At 52.6% G+C, this 23,840-nt stretch carries 28 protein-coding genes; 27 read left to right on the plus strand and 1 reads right to left on the minus strand.

Annotation, left to right across the window (positions count from 1 at the left end; genetic code table 11):
* The first annotated feature begins 6 nt into the window (after positions 1-6).
* The 11 genes from ACW17M_RS04005 (at position 7) to ACW17M_RS04055 (ending at position 6,666) form a co-directional block, all read left to right on the plus strand.
* Positions 7-981, plus strand: a complete 975-nt coding sequence (locus tag ACW17M_RS04005) for a replication protein (protein ID WP_457546941.1) — start codon at positions 7-9, stop codon at positions 979-981.
* Positions 982-983: 2 nt separating this feature from the next.
* The gene (locus tag ACW17M_RS04010) at positions 984-1,805 is read left to right on the plus strand and encodes an ATP-binding protein (RefSeq protein ID WP_457546942.1); all 822 of its coding nucleotides are present in this window, start codon (positions 984-986) and stop codon (positions 1,803-1,805) included.
* On the plus strand, positions 1,802-2,305 hold the full coding sequence (locus ACW17M_RS04015; RefSeq protein WP_457546943.1) for a hypothetical protein: 504 nt from the start codon (positions 1,802-1,804) through the stop codon (positions 2,303-2,305). Before ACW17M_RS04010 ends, ACW17M_RS04015 begins: the two co-directional genes overlap by 4 nt.
* Complete coding sequence (locus ACW17M_RS04020; RefSeq protein WP_457546944.1) at positions 2,305-2,616, plus strand: hypothetical protein; 312 nt, start codon at positions 2,305-2,307, stop codon at positions 2,614-2,616. Before ACW17M_RS04015 ends, ACW17M_RS04020 begins: the two co-directional genes overlap by 1 nt.
* Positions 2,616-2,912: a hypothetical protein gene (locus ACW17M_RS04025; protein WP_457546945.1), complete on the plus strand. Its 297-nt coding sequence runs from the start codon at positions 2,616-2,618 to the stop codon at positions 2,910-2,912. The genes ACW17M_RS04020 and ACW17M_RS04025 overlap by 1 nt, the downstream gene beginning before the upstream one ends.
* Positions 2,913-2,921: 9 nt before the next feature.
* Positions 2,922-3,539, plus strand: coding sequence for a hypothetical protein (locus ACW17M_RS04030; RefSeq protein ID WP_457546946.1), 618 nt, complete (start codon positions 2,922-2,924; stop codon positions 3,537-3,539).
* 28 nt (positions 3,540-3,567) lie between these two features.
* Positions 3,568-4,617 carry a hypothetical protein gene (locus ACW17M_RS04035; RefSeq protein WP_457546947.1) on the plus strand — a complete coding sequence of 350 codons (1,050 nt, stop codon included), beginning with the start codon at positions 3,568-3,570 and terminating at the stop codon, positions 4,615-4,617.
* A 121-nt stretch (positions 4,618-4,738) separates the two neighbouring features.
* A complete protein-coding gene (locus ACW17M_RS04040) occupies positions 4,739-5,287 on the plus strand; it encodes a hypothetical protein (RefSeq protein ID WP_457546948.1) in 549 nt (182 codons plus the stop codon).
* 64 nt (positions 5,288-5,351) lie between these two features.
* Positions 5,352-5,900: a glycoside hydrolase family 24 protein gene (locus ACW17M_RS04045; protein ID WP_457546949.1), complete on the plus strand. Its 549-nt coding sequence runs from the start codon at positions 5,352-5,354 to the stop codon at positions 5,898-5,900.
* 17 nt (positions 5,901-5,917) lie between these two features.
* Complete coding sequence (locus tag ACW17M_RS04050; protein WP_211594399.1) at positions 5,918-6,205, plus strand: hypothetical protein; 288 nt, start codon at positions 5,918-5,920, stop codon at positions 6,203-6,205.
* Positions 6,202-6,666 carry a 3TM-type holin gene (locus tag ACW17M_RS04055; protein WP_457546950.1) on the plus strand — a complete coding sequence of 155 codons (465 nt, stop codon included), beginning with the start codon at positions 6,202-6,204 and terminating at the stop codon, positions 6,664-6,666. The genes ACW17M_RS04050 and ACW17M_RS04055 overlap by 4 nt, the downstream gene beginning before the upstream one ends.
* A 171-nt stretch (positions 6,667-6,837) precedes the next feature.
* On the opposite strand, the gene ACW17M_RS04060 is transcribed toward ACW17M_RS04055, so the two are convergent.
* Complete coding sequence (locus ACW17M_RS04060; RefSeq protein ID WP_457546951.1) at positions 6,838-7,620, minus strand: hypothetical protein; 783 nt, start codon at positions 7,618-7,620, stop codon at positions 6,838-6,840.
* Between the two features lie 94 nt (positions 7,621-7,714).
* Here ACW17M_RS04060 and ACW17M_RS04065 point away from each other — a divergent pair, with 94 nt between their 5' ends.
* The 16 genes from ACW17M_RS04065 to ACW17M_RS04140 all read left to right on the plus strand — a co-directional run bounded on the left by ACW17M_RS04065 (position 7,715) and on the right by ACW17M_RS04140 (position 23,814).
* Positions 7,715-8,284 carry a hypothetical protein gene (locus tag ACW17M_RS04065; protein WP_457546952.1) on the plus strand — a complete coding sequence of 190 codons (570 nt, stop codon included), beginning with the start codon at positions 7,715-7,717 and terminating at the stop codon, positions 8,282-8,284.
* Complete coding sequence (locus tag ACW17M_RS04070) at positions 8,265-9,875, plus strand: terminase (RefSeq protein ID WP_457546953.1); 1,611 nt, start codon at positions 8,265-8,267, stop codon at positions 9,873-9,875. Before ACW17M_RS04065 ends, ACW17M_RS04070 begins: the two co-directional genes overlap by 20 nt.
* Before the next feature lie 17 nt (positions 9,876-9,892).
* Positions 9,893-10,342 carry a hypothetical protein gene (locus tag ACW17M_RS04075; RefSeq protein WP_457546954.1) on the plus strand — a complete coding sequence of 150 codons (450 nt, stop codon included), beginning with the start codon at positions 9,893-9,895 and terminating at the stop codon, positions 10,340-10,342.
* A complete protein-coding gene (locus tag ACW17M_RS04080; RefSeq protein WP_457546955.1) occupies positions 10,335-12,608 on the plus strand; it encodes a portal protein in 2,274 nt (757 codons plus the stop codon). Before ACW17M_RS04075 ends, ACW17M_RS04080 begins: the two co-directional genes overlap by 8 nt.
* Before the next feature lie 239 nt (positions 12,609-12,847).
* Entirely contained in the window at positions 12,848-13,813 is a 966-nt protein-coding gene (locus tag ACW17M_RS04085; protein ID WP_457546956.1) for a hypothetical protein, read from the plus strand.
* Positions 13,814-13,963: 150 nt separating this feature from the next.
* Entirely contained in the window at positions 13,964-14,809 is an 846-nt protein-coding gene (locus tag ACW17M_RS04090) for a phage major capsid protein (RefSeq protein WP_457546957.1), read from the plus strand.
* Between the two features lie 57 nt (positions 14,810-14,866).
* Complete coding sequence (locus tag ACW17M_RS04095) at positions 14,867-15,196, plus strand: hypothetical protein (RefSeq protein WP_211594390.1); 330 nt, start codon at positions 14,867-14,869, stop codon at positions 15,194-15,196.
* A 2-nt stretch (positions 15,197-15,198) separates the two neighbouring features.
* On the plus strand, positions 15,199-15,894 hold the full coding sequence (locus tag ACW17M_RS04100) for a phage adaptor protein (protein WP_457546958.1): 696 nt from the start codon (positions 15,199-15,201) through the stop codon (positions 15,892-15,894).
* A 53-nt stretch (positions 15,895-15,947) separates the two neighbouring features.
* Complete coding sequence (locus ACW17M_RS04105) at positions 15,948-16,448, plus strand: hypothetical protein (RefSeq protein ID WP_457546959.1); 501 nt, start codon at positions 15,948-15,950, stop codon at positions 16,446-16,448.
* Positions 16,449-16,480: 32 nt separating this feature from the next.
* Complete coding sequence (locus ACW17M_RS04110; protein WP_141224364.1) at positions 16,481-16,906, plus strand: phage tail fiber protein; 426 nt, start codon at positions 16,481-16,483, stop codon at positions 16,904-16,906.
* A gap of 10 nt (positions 16,907-16,916) precedes the next feature.
* Positions 16,917-18,287, plus strand: a complete 1,371-nt coding sequence (locus ACW17M_RS04115; protein ID WP_457546960.1) for a hypothetical protein — start codon at positions 16,917-16,919, stop codon at positions 18,285-18,287.
* A gap of 23 nt (positions 18,288-18,310) precedes the next feature.
* Entirely contained in the window at positions 18,311-18,589 is a 279-nt protein-coding gene (locus ACW17M_RS04120; RefSeq protein ID WP_141224362.1) for a phage fiber-tail adaptor protein, read from the plus strand.
* A complete protein-coding gene (locus ACW17M_RS04125; protein WP_457546961.1) occupies positions 18,589-20,325 on the plus strand; it encodes a hypothetical protein in 1,737 nt (578 codons plus the stop codon). Before ACW17M_RS04120 ends, ACW17M_RS04125 begins: the two co-directional genes overlap by 1 nt.
* Positions 20,325-20,789, plus strand: a complete 465-nt coding sequence (locus ACW17M_RS04130; RefSeq protein WP_211594384.1) for a hypothetical protein — start codon at positions 20,325-20,327, stop codon at positions 20,787-20,789. The genes ACW17M_RS04125 and ACW17M_RS04130 overlap by 1 nt, the downstream gene beginning before the upstream one ends.
* A 269-nt stretch (positions 20,790-21,058) precedes the next feature.
* Entirely contained in the window at positions 21,059-21,826 is a 768-nt protein-coding gene (locus ACW17M_RS04135; RefSeq protein WP_457546962.1) for a hypothetical protein, read from the plus strand.
* 320 nt (positions 21,827-22,146) lie between these two features.
* The gene (locus ACW17M_RS04140; RefSeq protein WP_457546963.1) at positions 22,147-23,814 is read left to right on the plus strand and encodes a hypothetical protein; all 1,668 of its coding nucleotides are present in this window, start codon (positions 22,147-22,149) and stop codon (positions 23,812-23,814) included.
* Positions 23,815-23,840 lie beyond the last annotated feature (26 nt).

Here is a 23,840-nt window from a genome sequence, read left to right on the forward strand (position 1 = left end):
TTAATTATGACTAATATCGCCGAAATTATCCAGTTTCCACGTCGAGAAGACGTTGACAGGCCGGATCCTGAACGTTCCGGCAGGGGGCCACAAGTGGAAGATGGCTATACACGAATAGCCAATGAGCTATTGGAACAGGTGATGGCCGCGCCGCTGACTCTGCGCGAAATGCGCGTGGTCATGGCCGTTATCCGGCTGACCTATGGCTGGAACCGAAAGCAGGCGCGTATACCTGGCGGTCTGCTGGCTAAGCTCACGGGCATGCCTGCGACTAAGGCAAGCAAAGCCATGGCCGCCCTGGTGGCAAAAAACGTTGTCATCCGTCATGGCGGCAGTCGTTCACCGGTATCGCTAAACAAGCATGCTGACCAGTGGATGCTGGCAACTCCGGAGCGCAAAACCCCACCACCCAAACAAGCCAAAAGTGCCGAAATTGACCAAACCGGACAGAGCGAGCCAAAAGGGTACGACTCTTACCAAAATGGTAAATCTGAGTTTTACCAAAACGGTAACGCTTCTAAAGACAGGAAAGACAAAACCCTTCTCACTACGTTCGAAGGGGATAGCGATTCTGTTCCAAACAAACCAAAGCCAGCGACACCGAAAAAAACCGCCAAAGCAAAACCGACCGCTCTCGATCTTACTAACCTGCCAAACGGGGTTTCTAGGGATGCCGCCAAGGCGTTCATCGATCACCGTAAGGCGCTTAAAAAACCGCTTACCCAGCGAGCGCTCATGCTTGCCATGGGCGAAGCCGTGAAAGCCAGCAAAGCAATCCCCGACATGACCCCAGACCAGGCGATTGATGAGGCCATTTTGGCTGGTTGGCAAGGCGTCAAAGCGCAGTGGTTGATCAACCGTGTAGGTGGCCGTGGTGCGCACCCCCATCGCAACGATGGCCGCATGGGGTTTGCTCAACCGCTACCCGTTGGATCTTACGGCACCAATGATCTTGAACTTCCGGAATGGGCGAGGGATTAACCATGGCGCAACCCTTGACGACGACTCCCGAGGTGCGTGGCCAGCTGTCCAGCATGCTCGCCGGTACCGCCGAGACCAAGGCCGACCATTGCCGTATCCATGGCGTGTTTGCCAATACCAAGATGCCGAACGGCCAGTGGGCGGGATGCCCTCAATGCGTGATGGAGGATGCCCGCGGTGTTAGCCAGGCAGAAGTGAGCCAGACCAGTGAAGCTAGCAGCCGCCGGCGGCTTGAGAAACTGCGTGAAGAATCCCTGATACCCAAACGGTTTGTCCATAAATCGCTTAACGGTTTTGAGGCGCACAGTCGGGAGCAAGCCTACGTGCTGAGCGTTTGCCGCGCTTACGTCACCAAGTTTGACGAGCGCCTGGAACAGGGCGGCGGGCTGATTTTTACCGGCAGTGTGGGCACTGGCAAGAGCCACTTGGCCTATGCCATTGGTAATGCGCTTTTGACGGGTGGCCGTGTGGTGATGGGGATCGACGTGTATGAGCTCATCGATCTCATCAAAGAGCGTGCGTTCAGCAAGGAGAAGGGCGCAAGCGAGCGTGAAGCCATCCGTGCTTTCGTGGGTGGGCTCGACCTGCTGATTCTGGATGAGGTCGGCGCCCAGCTCGGTACCGAGTGGGAGCGCCTGATGCTCTTCAAGATTATCAATGAGCGCTACAAGCAGATGCTGCCGACGATCCTGATTAGCAACTTGGAAGCCGACAAGCTCGAGGAGTACCTGGGTAAGCGAATCATCGACCGAATGCAGGAAGGCGGCGGCGCAACGCTGAAACTGGATTGGGGAAGTTACCGGACGCAGCGAGGTGCCGCATGAGCAAGCAAAAGCCATTTGTTAGACGTGCATCGTCAGTGCAGGAAGCCTTGTCAGCCGTTGCTAACCTCCCTCGCGTTCTTACAACAGCCATCCAGCAGTGGGGCCAAGTTGAGATTGTTATTCAGAAGCATGAGCCCAAACGCAGCCTCGACCAGAACGCTTTGCAATGGAAGTGGTGCCAAGAGGCAAGCCAGCAGGGCGACCAGTCTGCCGACGAATATCAGGCGTGGTGCAAGTTACATATTGGGATGGGGATTCTCTGCCGTGATTCTGACAAGTATGCAGAGGCCTGCCGACAAGTGCTGGGTGATCTTACCTATGAGCAAAAACTGGCGTTGATGAAGCACCCATTCGATTGGCCTGTGACACGCGCCATGAACAAGAAGCAAAAAGCTGAATACCTAGATCGCGTTTACCAGCACTTCACAGGACTGGGTATGCGCCTGACAGATCCAAACCTCAAAGGCTTCAATCCAACTGAATATAGAGAGGTGGCGTGATGCTACCCAACGAGTGCTATCTACCCACCAAACCACACCGTTGCCGCCAATGGCTGAGCAACGTGCACGAGATAGATAACTGCGTGTTGTGTGGCGCCTGGGGCATCCAAGCCGCTCATAGCAACCAGCACCGTGGCCGGGGCCAAAAGGCTAGTGATGCACTGACAGCTGCGCTTTGCCCAAAGTGCCACGGCGAAATTGATAACGGCAAAAACCTTAGCCGTGAAGAACGCCGCGCCCGAATGAACGAAGCCATTGTGTTGACGCTGGATGCATTAGCCAGGCGTCAGCTAGTGAAGGCAGTGAAGTAATGAAGTGCCCTACGTCTTGGCCAGACGGCCGCAAATTGGGTGGTGAGAATGGCTATTCACCTGAGTGGCATGAGTGGGCTCAGGAGTGCGAGGTGAAGTTCGTCGTTCGACAAATGCTGGCTGTGCCTAAAGAGCAGCGTAAGGCGGTATTCGACCAGTGGGCAAAAGTGTTTACGCACATCACTCAAGAGAAGGTGAAAAGCGTGTGGGATCAAGTCGTTGACGAAAGAAAACGCAACGCTAAGGGCAACAAAACGCAACAGTTGCGCAATAACGCAACGAAAACGCAACGGTAGGGGGAAGTGATGCGATATATCTCAGCTCGACAGATGATTTTTGATGCGTATCACGAGCAGCGTGGCAGTGTCATGGCGTATGCGCAGGAGATAGCGCGCATGGGTGCCCAGGTGCAGACGACCCAGCGCACCAACAACGATTGGCGCATTGTGAATGGGCTGGAAGCGGGGGCGGTTATTAGTGCCGTTGAGAATCAGCCTGTGCACTTGGCAGCGTTGGCCCGTTATTGCTTTGGGCCGTTTACCAAGAATGAGCTGGCAGAGGATAGAGAAATTGTCGAGATTGCGCTGTACCAGCAAATGATTCATGAGGGTGTGAAGCTACCAGGGCAGGGTAAAGGTAAGCCGACTGTTCAGCAGCTTGAGACGCTAAGATACCTGTGCATGGCGGCGCTGTATCATCATAGCGAGGTGACTTGGCCGTATTCGAGGCCTGGTTTGAGCTCGCCTAATGCAGTGCGTAAGTGGTTTAATGAATACTTAGATGCTGAGATCGATGTGAGATTCTGGTCTCGAAAAGATAGAGCTACTTGGGGTCAAGTCTGGGAGCAAGCGTTGCTGGTTCTGGATGGATGGGAGCAAGAGTCACTTCAGCAGGTTGCGGCTTTGATAACTATTGCTGCTTAATAATGTTTATTAGAGAGAAGGAGCGAGAATGCTGAAAGCTGATAAAGGCCTGTTTAAACATTGGGTTTTTTGGCTATGCGTACTTGGGCCTATTTTCCTTTCTTTGGGCTTAGCTTGTTGGTTTGGGTTATTTGATCTTCCGTTCTCTCCTACTTTGCAGGGCGTTGAGAATTTTTACGAACGTGGGCGTTTCTTTTTGGCATTAGCAGCCTTGGCAATTCCATTAGGGGCTACTTTTGCGAGAATGCACGCTTCTGAACAGACTGCTAAACTAATAAAAAATGCTGATAACTTTAGGAAAGAAGATGCTTTTTTAAAACAAAGGGAGGATTTTATAGAGTTTTTAGATCTGTATGTAGGGCGTCAGACAGGCTATTATAATGATCTGTTTTTTAGAAAAGATGCTGTGGGGCAGCCACTTATTTCTTTTTACTATTTTATCGGTAGTAGCTATTACAATGAGAAAGAAGTTGAAAAGACTTGTATGATAATAAAAAAACTTCAAAGAACATGTGGGAGGTTTGTAGAGACAACACTGCTCGATAACTTTAAAGAATTAAGTGCATTTGATTTAGCAAAAAAGAGAGTCAATCTGCTAGCAAAAATTTACGCAGAGGTAGTCAGTGTTAATCGCGATGCAGGGCTGCCCTTTAAAAAAGTAACTTATAAGACCTATACAGATGATAGCCCAGATATGTCTATCTTCTATCCTAGAGGAAAAGATGTCTATAGAGCTCAACAAGAGGCGGTATATGATATTTATATAAGTGTAAATAACCTTGCATTAGGTTGCTTTTATGCATCGCAAATAGCTTACTCTAACAATAGAGATTATAGCTTTTTTTTAAATGAGTCATGCTGTTTTTTTAATGCAGTTGCTATTCTTGTTAGAAAGTTTGCTGCTGAAGAAAAATATGATCAGTTTCAGAGGGATTGCTATCTAGAAAAAGAAAACACTAGGAATCAAGACGTATTATATTTTTGGAGTGATAATACTGATTTTTTAGGGCGCATGGGTGAGCCTCTTCCCTATATGATCCTTGGACGTTTTAGAGAGCTGCTGCAAGAAGTTGAGTGATTTCACAATACTTTACATTTGAATGTTGTTGATACCTGCATCCAAAAAGCTTACCATTCACTAAGTATCTAATTCTACGCCCTGGCTTCGAGCTGGGGCGTTTTGCTATGAGGCCCTGCGAGTGCCGCCGTTGCTGCCAGAGTATCTAAACCAGCCAGTTCAGATTGTAGTTCAGTCACAGCAAACTGATTGGTGGGCTCTTGTGGCCGCAGGTCTTTTTACTTTAGTGGGAGCGGCTTTAGGCGCGTGGTATGGTGGCCGTTCAGCATATAAAAACACAGTTAAGGCCCAAATTGATGCTGTTAAACGCCAAAAACTTGAAGAAGCATTGTCCATTGTTTATCAGCTTGAACAGCCATTAAGTTCTCTCACTCGGAACATGCCCCTGCATCAATATTTTGGAGATGAAGGTCTTGAAAAATCGATAAATATTGCTAGACAAGTTAATTATGGCGATGCCGAAAGGTTGGAAGGCTTGATGCAGGTTTATGATAAGTCTCTGTTTTTGCAGTCAGAAAGACTTTGCATCTCTATAAATGTCATGAGATCTGGTTTTTCTATTGCTGAAGCACTTGGAGAAGACCCTGAAAAGCTTTTAGACAGTGTGCAAGCTTGTGAAGCAAACTTGCTTTCTTTGAAAAAAGATTTGATTAGTAAATTAGAGTTATGATGTGTAGCCCTGCCACTCGGCGGGGCTTTTCAATTTCTACTGTCGTGAGACAGCAGGTGCCCTTATGCCCCGTATCACTCCCCAAGCCGCTGGCGGCAAGAACGTCTGCGCGTTTCTCGATGTGTTGGCGTTTGCCGAGATCGGTAAGCCGATGCTTCAAGACCCACGCACCGATGACGGTTACCGCGTCATTGTGGGCTCTATCCCTAGCAAGCTTATTCTGCTGGATGATTACGCCGACCACCCGCGCCAAAGCGTGAAGGTGCGTAAAGGCCTGTACTCAACAGCAGCAGGCCGGTACCAGCAGTTAAGCCGCTTTTGGCCTCATTACCGCGACCATCTTGGTTTGCCCGATTTCGGGCCAATCAGCCAAGACCGTTGTGCTATTCAGCAAATCCGCGAACAGCGCGCCTTGCCCCTCATTCAAGCAGGCGAGATTGCCGAGGCTATCTATCGGTGCCGGAATATCTGGGCATCGCTACCAGGTGCAGGCTACGGCCAACATGAGCATTCATTAGAGCGCCTGCTGCTGGAGTTTAAGCGCGCTCAAGGTGAGCTGTGTGCTAACGATCAGACCTGGTACGAGCGCGCCAAGTTACGGAGGGCGGCGTAATGCCCCAGGAGCGCGACGTGAAACCCTCAGTTTTCGAGCGGCATATGCAGACAGGAATCCAAGTGCTGCTGGTGGCACTGATCATTTGGGCGGGTACCGAGCTTGTAAAGCTTGGGCAGCAGTCGGTCGTTCTTGAGGAGCGACTGACAACCCAGGGCTTAATGCTCAATGAGCTACGCCAAGAGCTGCGGGAATGGGGTGATACCTACTACCGCACCACGGATGCCAGGCGCGAGCTAGATGAGATAGAAGGGCGTATCGATAACTTGAACAGCCGTGTGTCGGCGCTGGAGACTAGGCAATGAGCATTGCAGCTAAAGCGTTATCGGTGATTACCGGCCCGCTGTTCAGCGTGATCGACAAGGCAGTCACTGACAAAGACGAAGCCGCCCGACTGAAGCACGAGATCCAAACTCAGTTGATCGATGCCGAGAACAGCGCAATCAAAAGCCAAATGCAGGTGGTATTGGCAGAAGCGGCTGGTGAGAGTTGGCTGCAACGCAACTGGCGCCCGATTCTCATGCTAACCATCGTGGCAATCGTCGCCAACAACTACCTGATTGCGCCTTACCTGTCTGCGATGTTTGGCGTAGGCCTGACGCTGCCATTGCCCGAAGCACTTTGGAATCTCATGACTCTAGGCGTTGGTGGCTATATTGCTGGCCAAACCGCTGAGCGAGGCATTTCAACCTGGCAAAGTGGACAGGTGGCCCGCGAGCAGGCTAAAGCGCAGCAGGGCATTTACCAACAGATTCCAAAGCAATAACCGGTTCTCGCCGTGAGGCGACAAGGCAACGCTGTGAAGCGCCGCCTAAGGCCATGCCGTGAGGCACAGCCAACACTGCCCGGCACGTCGTGAGACGCCCGGGCCCATTAATACAGGTAATAAGTTTCTAAACGTTAAAGTAGTATATTTAATTCTTATATATTTGCTGATTTATCTACGTTGTTTTGCAACAGAGAGATATCGTTTAGGAAATTTTTTCGGTATGACTACACGAATAGATTTAGATGCTACTTCACTTATTTCAGGATTGTCTTTATTCTCTTGACCAGAAGCTGAGTGTGAAAACTCATTTAGCTGCAACAGCTTTTTTAACGGATAAATGCTGTCAACTATAGGAATCAAGTTTTTGAAGGCCCATAGCATAACTGACATTCCAATGGATGTTAATACTATGTAGAGAAGCGTTACACCAGTTTTTGTTTCGTCAGTGATAAATTGCTTTAAGTAATTTGGGATTCCAAATACCGCTAATAAATAAAAACCAAGCACGGTTGAAGATAATGAAATTGCTTTAATTTTTCTATAAATTCGCATGAATGCATTAGCTGGTTTTTTTACTATCTTGTTGTTTTCTATTTCTATCAAATGCCCAGCTAAAATAAAATGATTAAGTGTGGCATATGTTTTTGATAGGTTTACTATCTTTTTTAATTTAGCAATGTCTAGTCGGTGTCCTTTTATAGAGTAGTATGAGTTTATCAAAAGAATTTCTTCGTGATCGGTAATGGTTTCGTTGTTAATCAGTGGCTTACAGTCATTGATAAATCTTCTACGCTCATCCTGATGATTTTTATTTTTATTTTTTATGTATGCTTTTATAGACAGTAAAACACCAACCAAGCTTATGGTTAATAATGACGCTTTAGAAAAAATCGGCAATGTGATCTTTAAGCTATTTAGCGTGAAAATTAATTGGGTGATGAACTCATTCATTGCAAAGCAATCCTCATGATATTTTTCAAAAAATTATAAAGAATACTTTTTATCTTGAAATTGAGGCGTTGTCAGCAAAGGCAGCGAATTTTTTATGGCGAAACGAAACGATTGGGAGCTGATCGAGCGGGAATATCGTACCGGTCGTTTCTCTCTCGCGCAGCTTGAAGCGCGCCACGGCGTGAACCGCTCGAATATTTCCCGCCGTGCCAAGAAGTATGGTTGGCAGAAGGATTTAACTGAACGCGTGCGTGAGCGCACACAGCAGAAGATTACCCGGGCATCGTTGCCGACAGAGGCGCAAGCGGCGCTTGATGATGACGTGGTTGAGCAGGCGGCGAATGAGAATGCTGCAGTGGTCAAAGGCCATCGCAAGACGCTTGAGCGCTGGCGTGGTATTACCGAGCGCTTCGCCACGCTGCTAGAAAGCCAGTTGGCCAAGGGCAGTATCAACGTGGAGCTTCCAACCGGCGGCACGGCAGAGATCGATGTGCCGCTGGAGTACGTCGGCAAGTGCATGGGGCACGGTACCCAAGCGCTCGACCGCGTTATCAAGCTAGAACGCCAGAACTATGGCCTTGATGCCAACGATAAAGATGAGGGCGTTAAGACGTTTGAAGAGCTAATGGCAGAGGTTGCGCCCAGTGATTCTGCCGCCGAGTGAGCGGGCGCGCCAGGTCAAGCGCGCAGAGGCTTATCTGCGAGCACATGCAAAGGGTAGGTTAACCGACAAAGCCGATCTTCTGGCAGCGCTAGATCTAAAGTGGTTTCGGCTGAACTCGCTCTACAAGATCAAAGATAAGTCGGGTAAGAAAGTCCGCTTTAAGCCTAACAAGGCGCAGCGAGAGCGTTACCTGAACGGCCATTGCCTTGACCTGATCTTAAAAGCTCGTCAGTTGGGCTTCACCACCTTTGAAATGATCGATGCGCTAGACGATTGCCTGTTCAAGGACAACTTCGCCGCGGGCTGTATCTGCCACAAGCTGGAAGATGCTCAGGACATATTCCGGAACAAGATTACCTTCGCCTACGAGAACATCGACGACGCCTGGCATGCACTGCTGAAAATGCTGGGTACCAAGATCCCCACGGCGATCAGCGACAAGAGCGGTAGCGGTGCCTACGTTTTCGATAATGGCTCAAGCATCAAGGTCAGCACCTCTTACCGTGGCGGCACGCTCCAGCGTTTACACGTATCTGAATTCGGCAAGATCTGTCGGCAGTTTCCACATAAAGCCAAAGAGATCGTTACCGGTGCCTTTGAAGCCGTAGGGATCGGCAACCAGATAACGCTCGAGAGTACCGCCGAAGGGCGTGAAGGCTACTTCTTCGACTACAGTCAGACAGCGCAACAGCTCAAGGAAATGGGGCGACCGCTGACGGAGATGGACTTCCAGTTTCATTTCTTCCCCTGGTGGCAAGAGCCGACCTACACCATGAGCCCCAAGGGCGTCGTGGTACCGCAACGGTTGCGGGAGTATTTCGAGCAGCTGGAGCATAAGCACGGCATTAAAACGACGGCTGGCCAGCAGGCGTGGTACGCCAAAAAAGCCGAAAAGCTGCAAGATGATATGCAGCGCGAGTACCCCAGCACGCCCGAAGAAGCGTTTAGCCAGTCGGTCGAGGGTGCTTACTTCGCCACTCAGATGCAGTTCCTGCGTAAGCACAAGCGCCTCACTAGCCAGGTGCAGGTTAATCCTAGCCTGCCGGTCTATACCGCTTGGGACTTGGGCATGAACGACACCATGGCGATTTGGTTTGCTCAGGTTGTTGGACGCGAGGTGCACCTGGTGGATTACCTCGAAGGCGAGGGCGAAGGCATCGAGTACTACGCCGACCTGCTGAACAAAAAAGGCTACCGCTACGGCGGGCACTTCGGGCCACACGATCTTGCTGTTCGTGAGCTTGGCACCGGTAAAAGTCGTTCCGATGTGGCGAAAGGCTTCGGTATTAACTTTGAAACGGTACCGCGCATTAGCAACCATGCCGAGGGCGTACAGGCCACACGCCAATTCTTGCCGATGTGCTGGATCAATGAAGAAGATTGCCATCAGGGTGTGCTTTGCCTCGATAACTACCGCAAAGAGTGGGATGACAAGCGCGGCGTTTATAAGCCGACACCTCGCCATGATTGGGCTTCGCACGGCGCTAAGGCGCTAGAAACTCTCGCCCGCTCATCACTTTTTGCAAGGGCTCAACTGCCCGGCACGCCAGCCAACACCGGTAGGCGTGGCAATTGGGCTGCTCACACTTAATCACGCCGGGAGGCGCTATGATTTATTCCGCACCTGACAGCTCACAACAGCAGCGGGCTAATACGGCAACGCTGCGCCTAGCCGGTTTGCAGAGCCGTGATATCGAAAAGCTCGCTCGCGATTCGGCGATGGGTATTGCGCAAGAGCTGATGAAACACCAGATTCCCATTCCGTCTAAGAAGATTCGCCCTGATGTTGGCAACGTTCAGATCGATATGATCATTATCGAGGAGAAGGTGTCGACGCCTGAGCCGGGCATGCGGCTGCAGTTTGATGTGGAAGGCGGCATGGGCGTGACCTTCACCATCAAGCTGCTGGAGTTCCTGCAGGATCCCAAGGGTTACGTTACTGACCTGTTCACTCAATTAGGCCCAATGCGCCGCAATGTGCAGCGGATGCGCAGCCACAAACGTGCTGCCGATGCCGCCATCTATCGCGCACTGACGCAAGGTGCCGCCAATGGCTAGTTTGGGGCTGCTGCAGTACAAGTCTGCATCGGATATGCACGTTGAAGAGCAAGCTGCTGCCCAGCAAATGGCCGCAGAAGAAGAGCGCCGCCGCCAACTGATGGAGTCGTCGCTGGGTGCCCATATTCGCCGCTCCTGGGAATCGGCAAAAGTCGCGAAGCAAGAGGTTGAGTATCGCTTGCTCGATTGCCTGCGCCGCCGTAAAGGTGAGTATTCTCCAGACAAGCTAGCGGCTATCCGTAAGGAGGGCGGCGCCGAAATTTACATGATGATTACCGCTACCAAGTGCCGTGCTGCCGGTGCCTGGATACGGGACATCATGATGCCCGCCAATGAGCAGCCCTGGGGATTGCAGCCAACACCGGTCGCCGATGTGCCTGACGAATATGTGATGCCGGTGTTTCAGCAGCTTCAACAGCAGGCGATGCAGGCACAGCAAGAAGGCCAGAAAGTGGATATGGCCGCGCTGATTGAGCAGGCTCGCGAGCAAGTGCGGCAATTGGCGCAGGAAAAGGCCGAGGAAGCCGCCGAGCGCCACGAAGACACCATCGCTGACCAGTTAGCGGAAGGCGGCTGGAGTGAGGCGTTTGAGCAGTTTGTGGATGACTTCGTTACCTACCCGACAGGGTTTGTCCGTGCACCGATCCTGCGCCGTGTGCCCACATTGGAATGGCTAGAAGGTTGGCAACCGGTTAAAACCACGACGATACGCCCAGAGTTTGAGCGGGTATCACCGTTCGATATGTATCCAAGTCCTGATGCTACCAGCATTGATGATGGGGCTTTCATTATCGAGCGGGCACGTTTTACCCGCATGCAGTTAAACCAGTTGATTGGCGTGCCTTCCTTCAACGAAGAGGCGATTCGTCGTGTGTTGGAGCAATACGGCCAAGGTGGCTTGCGCGATTGGCTTTGGACGGATGGCGAGCGCGCCGAACTGGAAGGGCGTGGCCATGAGTGGTTGACCCATGGCGAGACCATCGACGGCTTGATTTATTCTGGCGGTGCCCAGGGCGTCACGCTGCTGCAGTGGGGTATTAACCCCGACGAGATCGAAGATCCGCTGGCGGAATACGAGATTGAAGCCATCTTGATTGGTCAGCATGTTATTCGGGTGCGTATCAATCGCGACCCGCTAGAGCGCCGCCCCTATCACAAAGCAAGTTATCAGCCAGTGCCGGGGAGTTTCTGGGGGCAGGCGATCCCCGAGCTAATGGCCGACATTCAAGACGTGTGTAATGCCACGGCGCGAAGCCTGGTGAACAACCTGGCCATTTCGTCAGGCCCGCAAGTTGAAGTCTACGAGGAGCGACTACAGCCCAACGAAGACCCGACCAATATTTACCCGTGGAAGATTTGGCGGACTAAGGACGGCAATGTCACCGGCAATAATGCTGCTGTGCGATTCTTCCAGCCTTCTAGCAATGCTGCTGAGCTCTTGAGTGTTTACGACGCTTTTGAAAAGCGCGCCGATGACGCAACCAATATTCCCCGCTACACCTATGGCAACGAAAACGTAGGCGGTGCAGGCAATACGGCCAGCGGGCTATCTATGCTGATGGAATCGGCCAACAAGGGTATTAAAGATGCGATTCGTCATATCGACCGTGGTGTGATGCGGCGTGTGATCGAGGCGCTATGGCTCTACAACATGCAGTACAGCGATGATCCAAGCATTAAAGGTGATTGCAACGTCGTGGCACGAGGCAGCTCTGCGATGCTGATTCGCGAACAGACAAACATGCTCCGCCAGCAATTCCTGCAGCTCACCGCTAACGATATAGACATGGGCATTGTAGGTATGGAAGGGCGCCGCAAGCTGCTGGATAGCGCGGCGGAGAAGCTGGATATGCCTGGACTGATCCCCACTCAAGAGCAAATGGAACAGAACTTGGCCCAGCAGCAACAGGCGCAGCAGGCCCAGCTGGAAGCCCAGCAGCAGCTTGAGCAGGCCAAAGCCCAAGCAGAGGTGGCCGTTAAGCAGGCGCAGGCCCAGAAGTACGGCGCTGATGCAGCTGAAACCCAAGCGGATACCCAGATAGCTCAGCAAATGGCACCACTGGATGCCCAGCATCTGCTGGCCGAAATTGCCAAACTCATCGTTGAAACACAGAGAGCCCAGCATGACAGAACTACAGTGGAAGGCCCTGTCGCGAATCCACAACAGTCAGGACGGCCAAGGCCTGTTGGCAATGCTCAAGTCCCAGCGCGAGGATTGTCGAACCTCCCTGGAACAATGCCGCGATACGCTGGAACTGGCCCGTAAGCAGGGCGAGGCAATCGCCCTGGCAGGCCTGATTGAAAAGCTGGAAACGGCGCGAGAAGTCGTCGATACACGCTATACAAAATAGTCGGGCAGCGCCCGGCCTCACAAACAAGCCGCTTCCATCGAGGCGGTTTTTTTGTGGGCAACGCTCAACACTGCAGGTTGAACCCGTTACCCGAATCGTGAACCCCGGCACTTGCCGGCTCACAGACACGCCGAGAGGCGTCATAGGAGTTGAAATGTCATTACCCCAGTCCGTTCAGGCACAAGCTGCCGCTGCCGCCAAGCACTTTGAACGCCCGTCAGAGAATCCCGAGGTTGAGCTAGAAGGTAAAACCCCGGCTCCTGGCAGCGAGCAAAACCCGCAAGACGACACAAGGCAGGCTGATACGACCCAACCCGAAGAAACGCAATCCGCAGAGCCGCCGAAAGACGAACCCAAGCCTGAAACTCAAGATGCGCTGTATTGGCAGCATCGCTTTCAGGTGCTGCAAGGTAAGTACAACGGTGAGATGCCCGCGCTGCGTCAGGAGATTGAGCAGCTAAACCAGCAGATCGCTGATAAAGACCGGCGTATTCAGGCGCTAGAGCAACAAGGCCCCGCGCCGGATAACAGCGGTATCAGTGACGACCAGCTCGCCCACTTCAAGCAGGAGTTCGGCGAAGACCTGGTGACGTTCATTGAACGCATGACGAAACAGAAGGCCGCGTCGCCAGAGGCAGGTAACACCAAAGAGTTGCAAGAGCGCTTGGAGCGTATCGAAGCTGAAAAGCAAGAAGATACCGAAGCGCGCTTTTGGGTGAGCCTGGAGCAAGCGGTACCTAATTTCCGTCAGATCAATAGTGATCCTGCGTTCCTGCAGTTTCTTAGCAAGTTCGATCCCCAAACGGGTAAGCAGTATCAGCAAGCGCTGAGTGCGGCGCAGCAGTCCCTGAGCGCGAAGGGGGTGGCAGACATCTTCAAGCTCTATCTGAGTCAGGCGACGCAAAAAACGCCGGAAAAGCGCACGGTACCCGATGAACAGGTAGAGCCTCGCACCACGAAAGCAGCCCCAACGCCAAGCTCTCAAGGCGGGAAACTGTGGACGGGCGCCGAGATTTCCCAGTTTTATCGCGATAAGACCGCTGGCCGCTATACCGCCGATGAAGCGCAACGCCTGGAAGCCGACATTTTCGCCGCCCAAAAAGAAGGCCGGGTTCGTTAACCCGGTGGGCGGTTCCGATTCCTCGCCGTGAGGCGATAAGAGGTTATTCCAATGGCAGGCCCAGTACGCGACGCAAGTCATCCCGACTACTCCAGCACCTCCAGCCCGGGTTTTATTCCGCAGGTCTGGTCGGGAAAAATGATTGAGAAGTTGTATACGCGAACGTGTTTCGCTGAGATTTCCAACACGGATTATGAGGGGGAAATTAAGAGCCAGGGCGATACGGTGATGATCCGCACCACGCCCTCTATCACCATCCGCGACTATGAAATTGGTGGCGGTCTCAATTACGAGAAGCCCACCAGCGACAAAGTCGAGCTGCACATCGATAAGGCGAAGTACTTTGCCTTTGAAGTGAACGACGTCGATGAGTACCAGGCGGACATCAAGTTGATGGACAACTGGTCTGACGACGCTGGTCAGCAGATGAAGATCGCCATCGACAAGGTGATCCTTGGCGATGTGTTTGCCGATGCAGCGGCCGAAAATGCCGGTTCTGAAGCGGGCCGCGAGTCTGGCAGTTACAACATGGGCGAGGCTGGGGCCCCGGTAGGTGTCTCTAAAACCAACATCCTCGATACCATCGTGGATTGTGGTTCGGTACTTGATGAACAGAACGTGCCCGAAGATCAGCGTTGGATTGTGTTGCCAGCGTGGATGAACGGCATGCTCAAAAAGTCCGACCTGCGCGATGCGAGTGCGATGGGAGACAGTAAATCTGTGTTCCGTAATGGGAAGGTCGGCATGCTCGATCGCTTCGACGTGTATGTGAGCAACAACATGTCGAAAGTTACCGATGCCAGTACTTCCCGCCAAGCCACGAACGTGATCTTCGGCCACAAGAAAGCGCTCACCTTCGCGTCACAGATGACCAAGATGGAGAACTTACCTAACCCAACTGACTTCGGTCAGTTGGTGCGTGGTCTCAACGTCTTCGGCTATGAGGTCATTGACCCCAACGCCATGGGCCACCTTTACGCCGAGCGCGCTGCCTAAGCGCCCAATATCGCCACCCTCCGGGGTGGCGTTTTACTTACCGTGAGGTAACACGCGATGAGCAAGACACTGATTGAGCAGATTGAAGAGGCGGTGACCAAGGAAGATTTTGAGCCTATCGCCAAGCAGCTAAACGTTGAAATCAATAAGCGCCAAGGCGTTGAGACGATTCGCGCCGAGCTGCTGGAAGCGGCTGAAACGCTGGCTGAGAAGGGTGTCACATCCTCGGAAGAGCTATACCCAGATGCTGGCGGCTATGACCTTGAGAATGTTCCAGCCCCTGAAAAGCCCAAGTACGAGGGCCGGATGCTTAAACACATCAAGAACGGGCGCACCTTCCCCTGGACGGCAGCGTTGGCGAAAAGCCGTAACATGAAGGAGGTGTAAGCATGGCCGTCACGACTGTAGGCACCGTCATTCGCAATACTAAGCTGGTGTTGCAGGAAGTGACGGCCGCTGGTACCCGCTGGACAAACGAAGAGCTGATTGGCTGGCTGAATGAGTTCTATCAAGCGGCCGTGCAGATTAAGCCAGATGCCTACTCAATGAACGCAGAGATGACGCTAGCAGCGGGCACGCGTCAGCAAATACCCTCCGATGGGCTTCGTCTCATTGATGTGGTGCGTAATACCGTAGGCAGTCAAATGGCGGTCATGGTCACCACACGGCGGGCGCTGGATTCGACGCGACGCAGCTGGCACTCAGATACAGCGTCACAGCAAATTGAACAGTATATGTTCGATGACCTGGATCCGACGCACTTTTATGTTTACCCACCAGCGGCTAACGGCGCCAAGCTCGAGATTATCTATTCGGCAGTGCCAACGCCACATAACGTATCGTCTGGGCTCAACGGCATTCAAAACGAAGCGTTTAAGCTCAACGATGCCTATGTGCCGGTGGCCACTGATTACATCCTTTATCGCGCCTACAGCAAGGATGCTGAGCACGCAGCGAACCTCAATCGCGCTCAGATGCATATGCAAGCCTACATGGCGGCATTGGGTCAGAAAGTGCAGACGGATCAGCACACTTCGCCTAACACGCCTGATAGCTCATCTAATCCGCCGCGGGCAAGACAATGAGCAGTGATGATCTAGTTCAAGACGTCATAACGGTGGTACCAGGAGCGCCGTTAATGACGATCCGCGAAGCTATTCAGTGGGCAGCGCGGGAATTCTGCACCCAAGCCGATGCGTGGGTAACCGACGAGCAGCCGATTATCTATGGTGCTGACTCTGACTACCCCATGACTGTGGCGCCGCAGGGCGAGCCACTGCGCATCGTCTCGCTAACCTTAAATGGGCGTGAGGTCGTGCAGGGGGAAGGTTTTGAGCAACGTTCACCCACTGATATCCGCTTTGACCAAAAGCCTAGCGAAAGCGCGGTCAGTGGTCGTTTAGCGTGCCGACCAAAGCGAGGCGATATGCCGCCCAGCGAGGTCACTAACCTATGGTCAGAGCCCATTGCCTATGGCGCTTGCTGGCGTTTGTTAATGATGCCGCAACCCTGGCAAAACCCAGAGTTAGCCCACTACTACGAACGGCGCTTCTTGGCGGGTATCACCGACGCTAAGCAGCAATCCCGACTCGGCCATGCCCGAGGTGGCGCACGCGTTAAAGCGCGGCGCTTTATCTAAACCCACTCCCCACTTGCCGAGAGGTAACACCCATGGGAGCTATGTCGAACTATCTGGAACAACGCATGATCAATGCCACGCTGCGAGGTGATAACTTCACCGCGCCCGCCGTGGCTGACCTTCACTTAGCGTTGTTTACCGCTGATCCTACCGATGAAAACCAAACCTCACGCGAGGTTGACGAGGATTGGTACACGCGCAAACAAACGGGTAGCTGGACGAGCCCGGCGTTGGATGCCGAAGGGCGCACACGGACGAATAATGCCGCGAGCGTGACCTTTGATGCCGTGCAAGATGATGACCCCGCACACACGATCACCATTACCCATATCGGTATCTATGACTCACTCAATGCGGGCAACCTCTTGTATCACGAAGCGCTCACCACGCCTAAAACGTTGGAAGTCGGTGATGTGATTAGCTTCGCTACCGGCGCGCTTATTCTGCGCCTGGATTAGGAGCTAAGGCATGTTTAACGGCTCGGCTTTTAATTCAACCGCGTATAACAGCGGTGCCTCCCGCGTTCGCGTTTTAATGGCGTCGGCGATTCTATCGGCATCGATGTCGTCGGTCGCCGAGCCGTTACATGCGCACGCTGGTATTGCGGAAGGTAATGGCAGCTCTGCTATGGAGGTCGGTGGTCGCCTTGCTATTAGGGCCAGCGCTGACGGTGCGACCACATCCTCGATAGAGGGGTTGTCATGGGCTAAACGAGCGGCGGGGATTGTTAGCGACCCAACCGCTTATTTCTTTGCCGACAGGCCCCAAGACTTAGCTAGCTCAAGTCTCAGTAGTGAGGCTTGGCTACTGCCCGAGGAAACGGTATTCCGCTTCGGTGATATTGAGGGTGAGGTAACGACCGCCTTTAGCGTCAACGAAGTCGTTCACCGCTTTTTCTCAGATATTTATGCTGACTCTGAGCTAACCGCATGGGGCGTGGTGACACGCTACGGGCATTCAGATGTGCAGGTTGATGCCGTACTGGATGCGATGGCCACGCGCATACAGCGGGCTTCGGCAACGGGTGCGGTTGTCGCCACCGCTGATATGGATGGCGATATTTATGCCGGCGGTATCACTGACTTCTACCTCAGCAGTGAGTTGTTTGCTGAGGCACACGTTAACGGCATTCAGCCTGGCTACGCGGTATTAAGTGTTAGTGCCGATGTACAGAGCGATGGTGACCGTTTAGCGGGTGCGTTTACTGATGCGACAATATTGGCGCACCTTGAAGCTGAGCCTATTCCCGGCCGTGGTGCTGATGTAAACGACGGCATTGTATTGGCTTCGCTGAAGGCTGTTTGGTGGACGTATACCCAAGAAACGGCAGACATAGACGCTAACGCCCAGATAATAGCATTGCCCACCAAGACACAAGCAGCGCAAGCCGACATAACGATCAACGCTGAAGGTGATGCGATATGGACAATTATCGTTGAGCCTAGACAGCGCATCGTTGCCAGCACGGCACGCCTTGAAGCAACGCCCTGGCGCATTCGGGGAGCGTATTCTGATGGCGGGGTCGTGGGTACCTTTGAAGAGGACGGCCGCGTCGCGCTTCGCGGTACCGCGGTACTGGATATTCAGGCCACGCTTGAAGTAGGCGGCAGGCTTGCCCAGCGCGGTGATACTGAATCTAGCGTCACTGCTGACTTGTATGCCGAACCCTTGCGGGTCGTACACTGTACCGCCGACATGAGCGCGGTCGCGTCAGTGATTCGCTCACGTCTCAGCGTCAATATCACCCATCCCGCCCCTGATCATCGTCAAATGATCGTTCCCTTTGATGGTCGAGCGATGCGCATTCCCTATGAAAATCGAACCATGGTAGTGAGCTAATGGCGATATTAGGCACGTCCACAATGCAGCCCGCTGACGAGTGGGATTACGACCTCGACTACAACGACTGGATGCGAGATACGCCGTCTGATGGCCTTTCCGAAACGGTAGCCCCCACTGTTGAGGTCACCCCGTCAGGGCTGGTGGTTGAATCGGTTACGCGAGACTACGACAACCGGCGCGTGAAGGTCTGGCTCTCAGGCGGGGAGGATAGCAAGCGCTACAAAGTCGAGGTGACCACGCGAACGCGCGAGGGGCGTGTTCGCCAAGATGAATTTTTCGTCATCGTGAGGAATTTCTAATGGCTGAAATTTACGCCAATAACGTGCGGGGCAAGCTCGCAGAGCCCGTTCTCGCGGCAGACACTCGCCTCACTCTTCAGCCTGGCCATAACTTCATCGATCCAGGGAGCCACTGGTACCGGGCAACGCTGTTCCGCTGGGAGTTTACCAGTGAGGGGATACGTGAGTTTGATCATGAGGTGGTGAAGGTCACAGCCCTGGCAGGGGACTCGCTGACTGTCGAGCGTGAACTTGAAGGAACAGCTCATGCCTACGATCCAGACACGCCCATCGAGCTACGCATGACTGCCGGGACGGCAAGCGATATTGAGGCGCGGGCAGGGCAGGCGTTAATGGATCACGGAGAGGCCGAGAATCCTCACGGCCAATATGTGCCGCGTGCTGGGGCCGACCTCGGCAGCAACGACCTAAAAGCTCGCCTGACCCATAACAACGGCTATTTTTACATCGGTGCTTACAATAGCTCATATGGTAATGGGCAATTACGGGTCTATTGGAATGATACAGACAAGCAGTTGAACATGGGCGGGGCTGAGCTTCGCAGCGTTAAGGTGAGAAATGCTGACGTTACGGGCCGCAAGCCGGTCACAGACTTAGACCTAGTGGGTGAAGTAGGTTCGCCTGCGACTGTTTTCGCTCTGGCGTCTAACGGTCGGAGTCCTCGTATCACCGACGACATACACCTGCCTCACGCCACCGGTACCTATTATGGGCACAGTGCAGCCAATCAACCGGTCAACAATGGCCATTACTTTTTTTCTAGTGTCGGGGAAAATTACTGCAAGTTTCTGTACACACCGCAGCAATCACAAAACAGGCTGTTTATTGGGGGCAATCATAATGGCCCCTGGACTACACCTGCTGAGGTTTGGACGACTGAAAATCTCAATCTTTCAGCCATCACGTCTGATTTATACCTGAATAAGGCTAGGCCCTGGCTCACACTGAAAAGCCCTACCACAGGCGATTCGGGTGTCGAGCAAGCGGCGGGTATTACTCTCGGGGAAAGTGTAGGTGCCTCCTTTCATATTACATACACTGGAGACGGACGCGGGCACATCGGTATGGGGGCGGTCAATGCTAATACAGCACTTCCCGCCAATGAGGCAATGGAGCTTTATTACCAGAACCGCGATGTTAAATTCTTTGGCGCTATTAATCTCCCAGAGTCAGTAGTTCTGGACGGCGTGAATAGCGGGCTAAGAGTTAATAACAACACAAACGGCTACGTTGTGATCGGTAACCGGAACTCTGGACACACCCATTATGACAGCTCTAACGGCTCGCATTATTTTTACGGTCGGGTCATGGTGCAGGATGGCTTCTATGGAGACGGGTCACATATAGGAAGTATAAACGCCAATAATATTACTACCGGCTCAATAGACTTTGCTCGGGTGCCTTCTACATCAAGCCGAACTAGTTCCAGTACTTCCCACGCGCTTAACGCTGCAGCCATGAACGCTCACCGCACTAGTGGGGATCACGATGGCCGATATGCTCCAGCTAGTGGGTTCGATGCTGTGGGTAGTTACGTCTTAGCTCAATACATAATCAATGACCGGAAGCTCCGTGGAGAAACGGTTCCGGGAAGTGATCTGTGTCCAATTTTTACCGCTCAGAACAATGGTGCCTTCGTGTCTTCTTCTATTCGAGTATCGGGAACTTGGATGTGCATGGGACGGGCAGAGGGAACCCAGCTAAGTAATATAACGCTTTGGCAGAGGATTTCTTAATGAAGTACAGAAACCCTACCTATACCCGTAATGAAGGTGAAATTAATTGTGAGGTAAAACATGAAAAATTTGGCTGGATCCCGTTCACTGCTCGGCTTGATGATTCAGAAGAAGCAGGAAGAGATCTCTATGCCCGTATTCTTGAGGACAAAAATGCGAGTCGCGTAGAAGTAGCTCCTTACGTAGGGTTGTCCAACGAAGAGTACGAGTTGCAGCATTTTCGCGAGACAGCAACGGTATCCGAATTTCAAGCAAAGCAAGCACTTGATGATTTTGGTTACTTAGACCGAGTAGAAGCCTTAATGGCAGACCCGGAGACGCCCAAAAGAACTCGTCGAGCCTGGCAACTGGCTAGGGAGTACAGACGCTTAAGCCCTACGGTGCTAGAAATATCTCAGCTTTTAGAGCTAACGGATGAGGAAGTTGACGAGCTGTTCCGTCACGCTTTAAACATCGAAGCATAACCCCCTCTGTGTGCTATCCCGCCGCCTATTGGCAGTTTTTTTGTGACTTTATAAAGCAGTGGACGCACGCTACTGCTCTTTAGCATCTAACTCTGACCGGGCCTTAGCCGTCGCGTCCCTCTGCCGAATGATTAGATGTCTAGTTAGCCTGACTAACAAAAGCCAACGACCTGTTGATGGTCTATTTGATCATAGCTTCCGATCTAGCGTTGCTATGCTTAATTGGAAAGTTGGGGGACTGCCATTTCGAATGTAAGTGAGGACATGCAATGAATAACAAAAACGGTTTTGTCGTTTCACTGGCACTTATAGCGATCTCATCGCATGCTCACGCTCAACCGGCTTCGGAGAGCGGTCTGCCTGAGCAATGCTTAGAACTAGGGGTCGAAGATCACACAATGGTCATTGAATCAGTCATAGACAATGCAGATATGCTTTATATGTATGCTGATGATTTCGATCTTGATACCGGAGATCGAAGTTTCGAGAACATGAGCTATACGCTCTATACCCTTTTGGAAGTTGCTGAGTTTGCTGAAGAACCCTCGTATGCAATGGAAACAGCCGCACATTGCCTCGAGGTTCTTGACGCTTCAGATGTCAATGAAGAAACGTATCAAAAATTTCTGAATGTGTCCGGTGATATAAGTGAGGCGCGGGAGTTCCAAGAGATTTTTACCATACTTGAAGGGTTCCAAGAGTCGAACATGAGCCATGGCGTTGAGAATGATGGGCTGGCGGATGCGGTAACTGTGGCGCAGCGCATTCTCGACGATGGTCAAGCGACAATCTATAACGCTGACCTGGAAGTGTATTCGACCATGGCGATGTCTGCGGAGGACAATCCTGATTCTACCAATGAGGATGGCGACCCAGCTCTCGATATGGCGAAAGCAGATACGAAAGGGGCTATCGTGGGTGGTATTTCGGGCTGTGCGGTGGCTGGGCCAGGATGTCTAGCGGCAGTGCTACCTAGCGCAGCTGCAGGAGCCATTGGTGGCTCAGTTCTCGAACTTCTGAATAAACTGTGGGATTGAGGACAGGGTTTCTTTATTGAATAGCCTCAGATAAGTTGGCCGTTGATCATTTTTTTGTGGCTGTTGTAAGAGATCTCTTACAAAAAAGTCAGCGATCTCTTACATAGGAAATGCGAATACGCTGCTACTGTAAAGATGTGACGCCAGGGACGCCGCTTCTTGCATGACGAACGCGTCACTCTATGGAAAGTGAGAGGGTAGCACTGACTCAGGATGGCCAGGGACGGCACACTTGAATCTAATTTTTTCCAGCGGGTTTGCCTGCTGAGTACTGAACCAGCCGCCTACTTGGCGGTTTTTTTGTGCCTAAAAGGTGAATAGTGAAAATCCAACACAGTGCCTTTCGGGGTGAGGTCCCCATCCTTGACGCTCGACTGCTGCCGGAGAATAACGCACAGGTGGCGCGGAATCTTTATCTGAAGCGTGGCACGCTAAAGCCGGAAAAGTCTCCGTTAGCAGTGGCATCGCTGCCGGGCGTCTCTAATCCCGCCAATCTCTATCACTACGATGCCGGTAATGACGGCCATGGGTTCTGGTTTTCATGGAGCTCTATTTACGATGTTGACGTTGTTCGCTCGCCAATAGCTGCCGATAACTATGCGCGGGTGTATTGGACGGGGCAGGGAACGCCAAAGATGAGTTCGCTCAGCATGGCCACCAGTGGTGGCGGCCCTTACCCATCTGCTTGGTACCAGCTGGGCGTGCCTGCCCCGGCGAGTGCGCCAAGTGCAGCAGCACCAAACAATCGCAAACCGCCGCCACCGGTCACCAATGAGAATGGCGATGTGATTGAAGAGATAACGTACCCGCCGCGTACGGCGCTTGAAACCGTGTATGTCGTGACTTGCATTACCAGCTTTGGAGAGGAAAGCGCGCCCAGTGATCCCTCCAACTTTATTACCCGTTGGGATGAGGGCGAAGGCATCCCTGCAGGGGGTAATGTCAACCTGACACTGCCAGGCATTCCCAGCGGTAACTCGGACATCATCGCCAAGCGGATTTATCGTGCTGAAAGCGGTGGCAACTACCAGTATGTGGCTGAGGTGCCAGCCGCTAGAGTGAGCTATGTCGACAAGATCAATTCAGCGGCGCTAGGACTTACTTTGCCGAGCCTTGAATGGGATATGCCTCCGCCAAAACTCAAGGGCTTAACCCAATTGCCTAACGGCATTTTGGCCGGCTTCTTTGGCAGCACCGTCGCATTTTGTGAAGCCTACCGACCTCATGCGTGGCCGGTGGGCTATCAACTGGCCTTTGATGATCCGGTGGTGGGTATTTCAGCTATTAGCGGCGGCTTGGTGGTATTAACCACTGGGCAGCCCTGGTTAGTGACTGGCTCAAGCCCTGCCGCCATGGCGCAGATGAAGCTCAACGTTAACCAGCCGTGTTCTTCGAAACGCTCAATTGTGGATATGGGTGGCTACGCCATGTACGCCTCGCCAGACGGATTAGTGGCGGCTGGTGGTGAGGGCGCCAAGGTGGTAACCCGAGAGGTGATATCCCGCGAACAATGGCAGGCGCTGAACCCAGGCAGCATCCATGCCTACCGGTATGACGGGCAGTATCTGGCTTTTTATAACGGTGGATGCTTTGCATTCACTCCCGGCGAGGGCGTTGAGTTTTATGACGTGAGTGCAAGCGGCGGTTACTACGACATTACCCGCGACACGCTGTACGTGATTCAGGGGAATAGCGTTCGCGCTTGGGGTCGTGGTCAGCCTATGACCTATAAATGGCGGTCACGATTGCATGAGATACCCCCGGGCGGCGCAGGCTTTACCTGCGCGAAGGTCATCGCCAGAGACTACCCAGTGAATCTCAAGATCATTGCAGATGGGGAAACCGTGATTAACCAGCGTATTACCAGTCCAGCCATGTTCCGGCTGCCCGCGGGATACACGCTAATGCGCGACTGGGAAATTGAGCTGACAGGCAACAATGAAGTGCATTCCGTGCAAGTGGCCACCTCTCCCGGTGAGCTAATTTAACACCTCTTTTGCCAAGCCGTGAGGCT

The sequence above is a fragment of the Vreelandella sp. 2A-K22 genome (assembly GCF_054065485.1).

What these genes read in the sequence shown, in the direction of transcription:
- ACW17M_RS04005 (WP_457546941.1), top strand. Translation starts at nt 7, where the DNA reads ATGACTAATATCGCCGAAATTATCCAGTTTCCACGTCGAGAAGACGTT.
- ACW17M_RS04010 (WP_457546942.1), top strand. Translation starts at nt 984, where the DNA reads ATGGCGCAACCCTTGACGACGACTCCCGAGGTGCGTGGCCAGCTGTCC.
- ACW17M_RS04015 (WP_457546943.1), top strand. Translation starts at nt 1,802, where the DNA reads ATGAGCAAGCAAAAGCCATTTGTTAGACGTGCATCGTCAGTGCAGGAA.
- ACW17M_RS04020 (WP_457546944.1), top strand. Translation starts at nt 2,305, where the DNA reads ATGCTACCCAACGAGTGCTATCTACCCACCAAACCACACCGTTGCCGC.
- ACW17M_RS04025 (WP_457546945.1), top strand. Translation starts at nt 2,616, where the DNA reads ATGAAGTGCCCTACGTCTTGGCCAGACGGCCGCAAATTGGGTGGTGAG.
- ACW17M_RS04030 (WP_457546946.1), top strand. Translation starts at nt 2,922, where the DNA reads ATGCGATATATCTCAGCTCGACAGATGATTTTTGATGCGTATCACGAG.
- ACW17M_RS04035 (WP_457546947.1), top strand. Translation starts at nt 3,568, where the DNA reads ATGCTGAAAGCTGATAAAGGCCTGTTTAAACATTGGGTTTTTTGGCTA.
- ACW17M_RS04045 (WP_457546949.1), top strand. Translation starts at nt 5,352, where the DNA reads ATGCCCCGTATCACTCCCCAAGCCGCTGGCGGCAAGAACGTCTGCGCG.
- ACW17M_RS04055 (WP_457546950.1), top strand. Translation starts at nt 6,202, where the DNA reads ATGAGCATTGCAGCTAAAGCGTTATCGGTGATTACCGGCCCGCTGTTC.
- ACW17M_RS04060 (WP_457546951.1), bottom strand. Translation starts at nt 7,620, where the DNA reads ATGAATGAGTTCATCACCCAATTAATTTTCACGCTAAATAGCTTAAAG.
- ACW17M_RS04065 (WP_457546952.1), top strand. Translation starts at nt 7,715, where the DNA reads ATGGCGAAACGAAACGATTGGGAGCTGATCGAGCGGGAATATCGTACC.
- ACW17M_RS04075 (WP_457546954.1), top strand. Translation starts at nt 9,893, where the DNA reads ATGATTTATTCCGCACCTGACAGCTCACAACAGCAGCGGGCTAATACG.
- ACW17M_RS04080 (WP_457546955.1), top strand. Translation starts at nt 10,335, where the DNA reads ATGGCTAGTTTGGGGCTGCTGCAGTACAAGTCTGCATCGGATATGCAC.
- ACW17M_RS04085 (WP_457546956.1), top strand. Translation starts at nt 12,848, where the DNA reads ATGTCATTACCCCAGTCCGTTCAGGCACAAGCTGCCGCTGCCGCCAAG.
- ACW17M_RS04095 (WP_211594390.1), top strand. Translation starts at nt 14,867, where the DNA reads ATGAGCAAGACACTGATTGAGCAGATTGAAGAGGCGGTGACCAAGGAA.
- ACW17M_RS04100 (WP_457546958.1), top strand. Translation starts at nt 15,199, where the DNA reads ATGGCCGTCACGACTGTAGGCACCGTCATTCGCAATACTAAGCTGGTG.
- ACW17M_RS04105 (WP_457546959.1), top strand. Translation starts at nt 15,948, where the DNA reads ATGACGATCCGCGAAGCTATTCAGTGGGCAGCGCGGGAATTCTGCACC.
- ACW17M_RS04110 (WP_141224364.1), top strand. Translation starts at nt 16,481, where the DNA reads ATGGGAGCTATGTCGAACTATCTGGAACAACGCATGATCAATGCCACG.
- ACW17M_RS04115 (WP_457546960.1), top strand. Translation starts at nt 16,917, where the DNA reads ATGTTTAACGGCTCGGCTTTTAATTCAACCGCGTATAACAGCGGTGCC.
- ACW17M_RS04120 (WP_141224362.1), top strand. Translation starts at nt 18,311, where the DNA reads ATGCAGCCCGCTGACGAGTGGGATTACGACCTCGACTACAACGACTGG.
- ACW17M_RS04125 (WP_457546961.1), top strand. Translation starts at nt 18,589, where the DNA reads ATGGCTGAAATTTACGCCAATAACGTGCGGGGCAAGCTCGCAGAGCCC.
- ACW17M_RS04130 (WP_211594384.1), top strand. Translation starts at nt 20,325, where the DNA reads ATGAAGTACAGAAACCCTACCTATACCCGTAATGAAGGTGAAATTAAT.
- ACW17M_RS04135 (WP_457546962.1), top strand. Translation starts at nt 21,059, where the DNA reads ATGAATAACAAAAACGGTTTTGTCGTTTCACTGGCACTTATAGCGATC.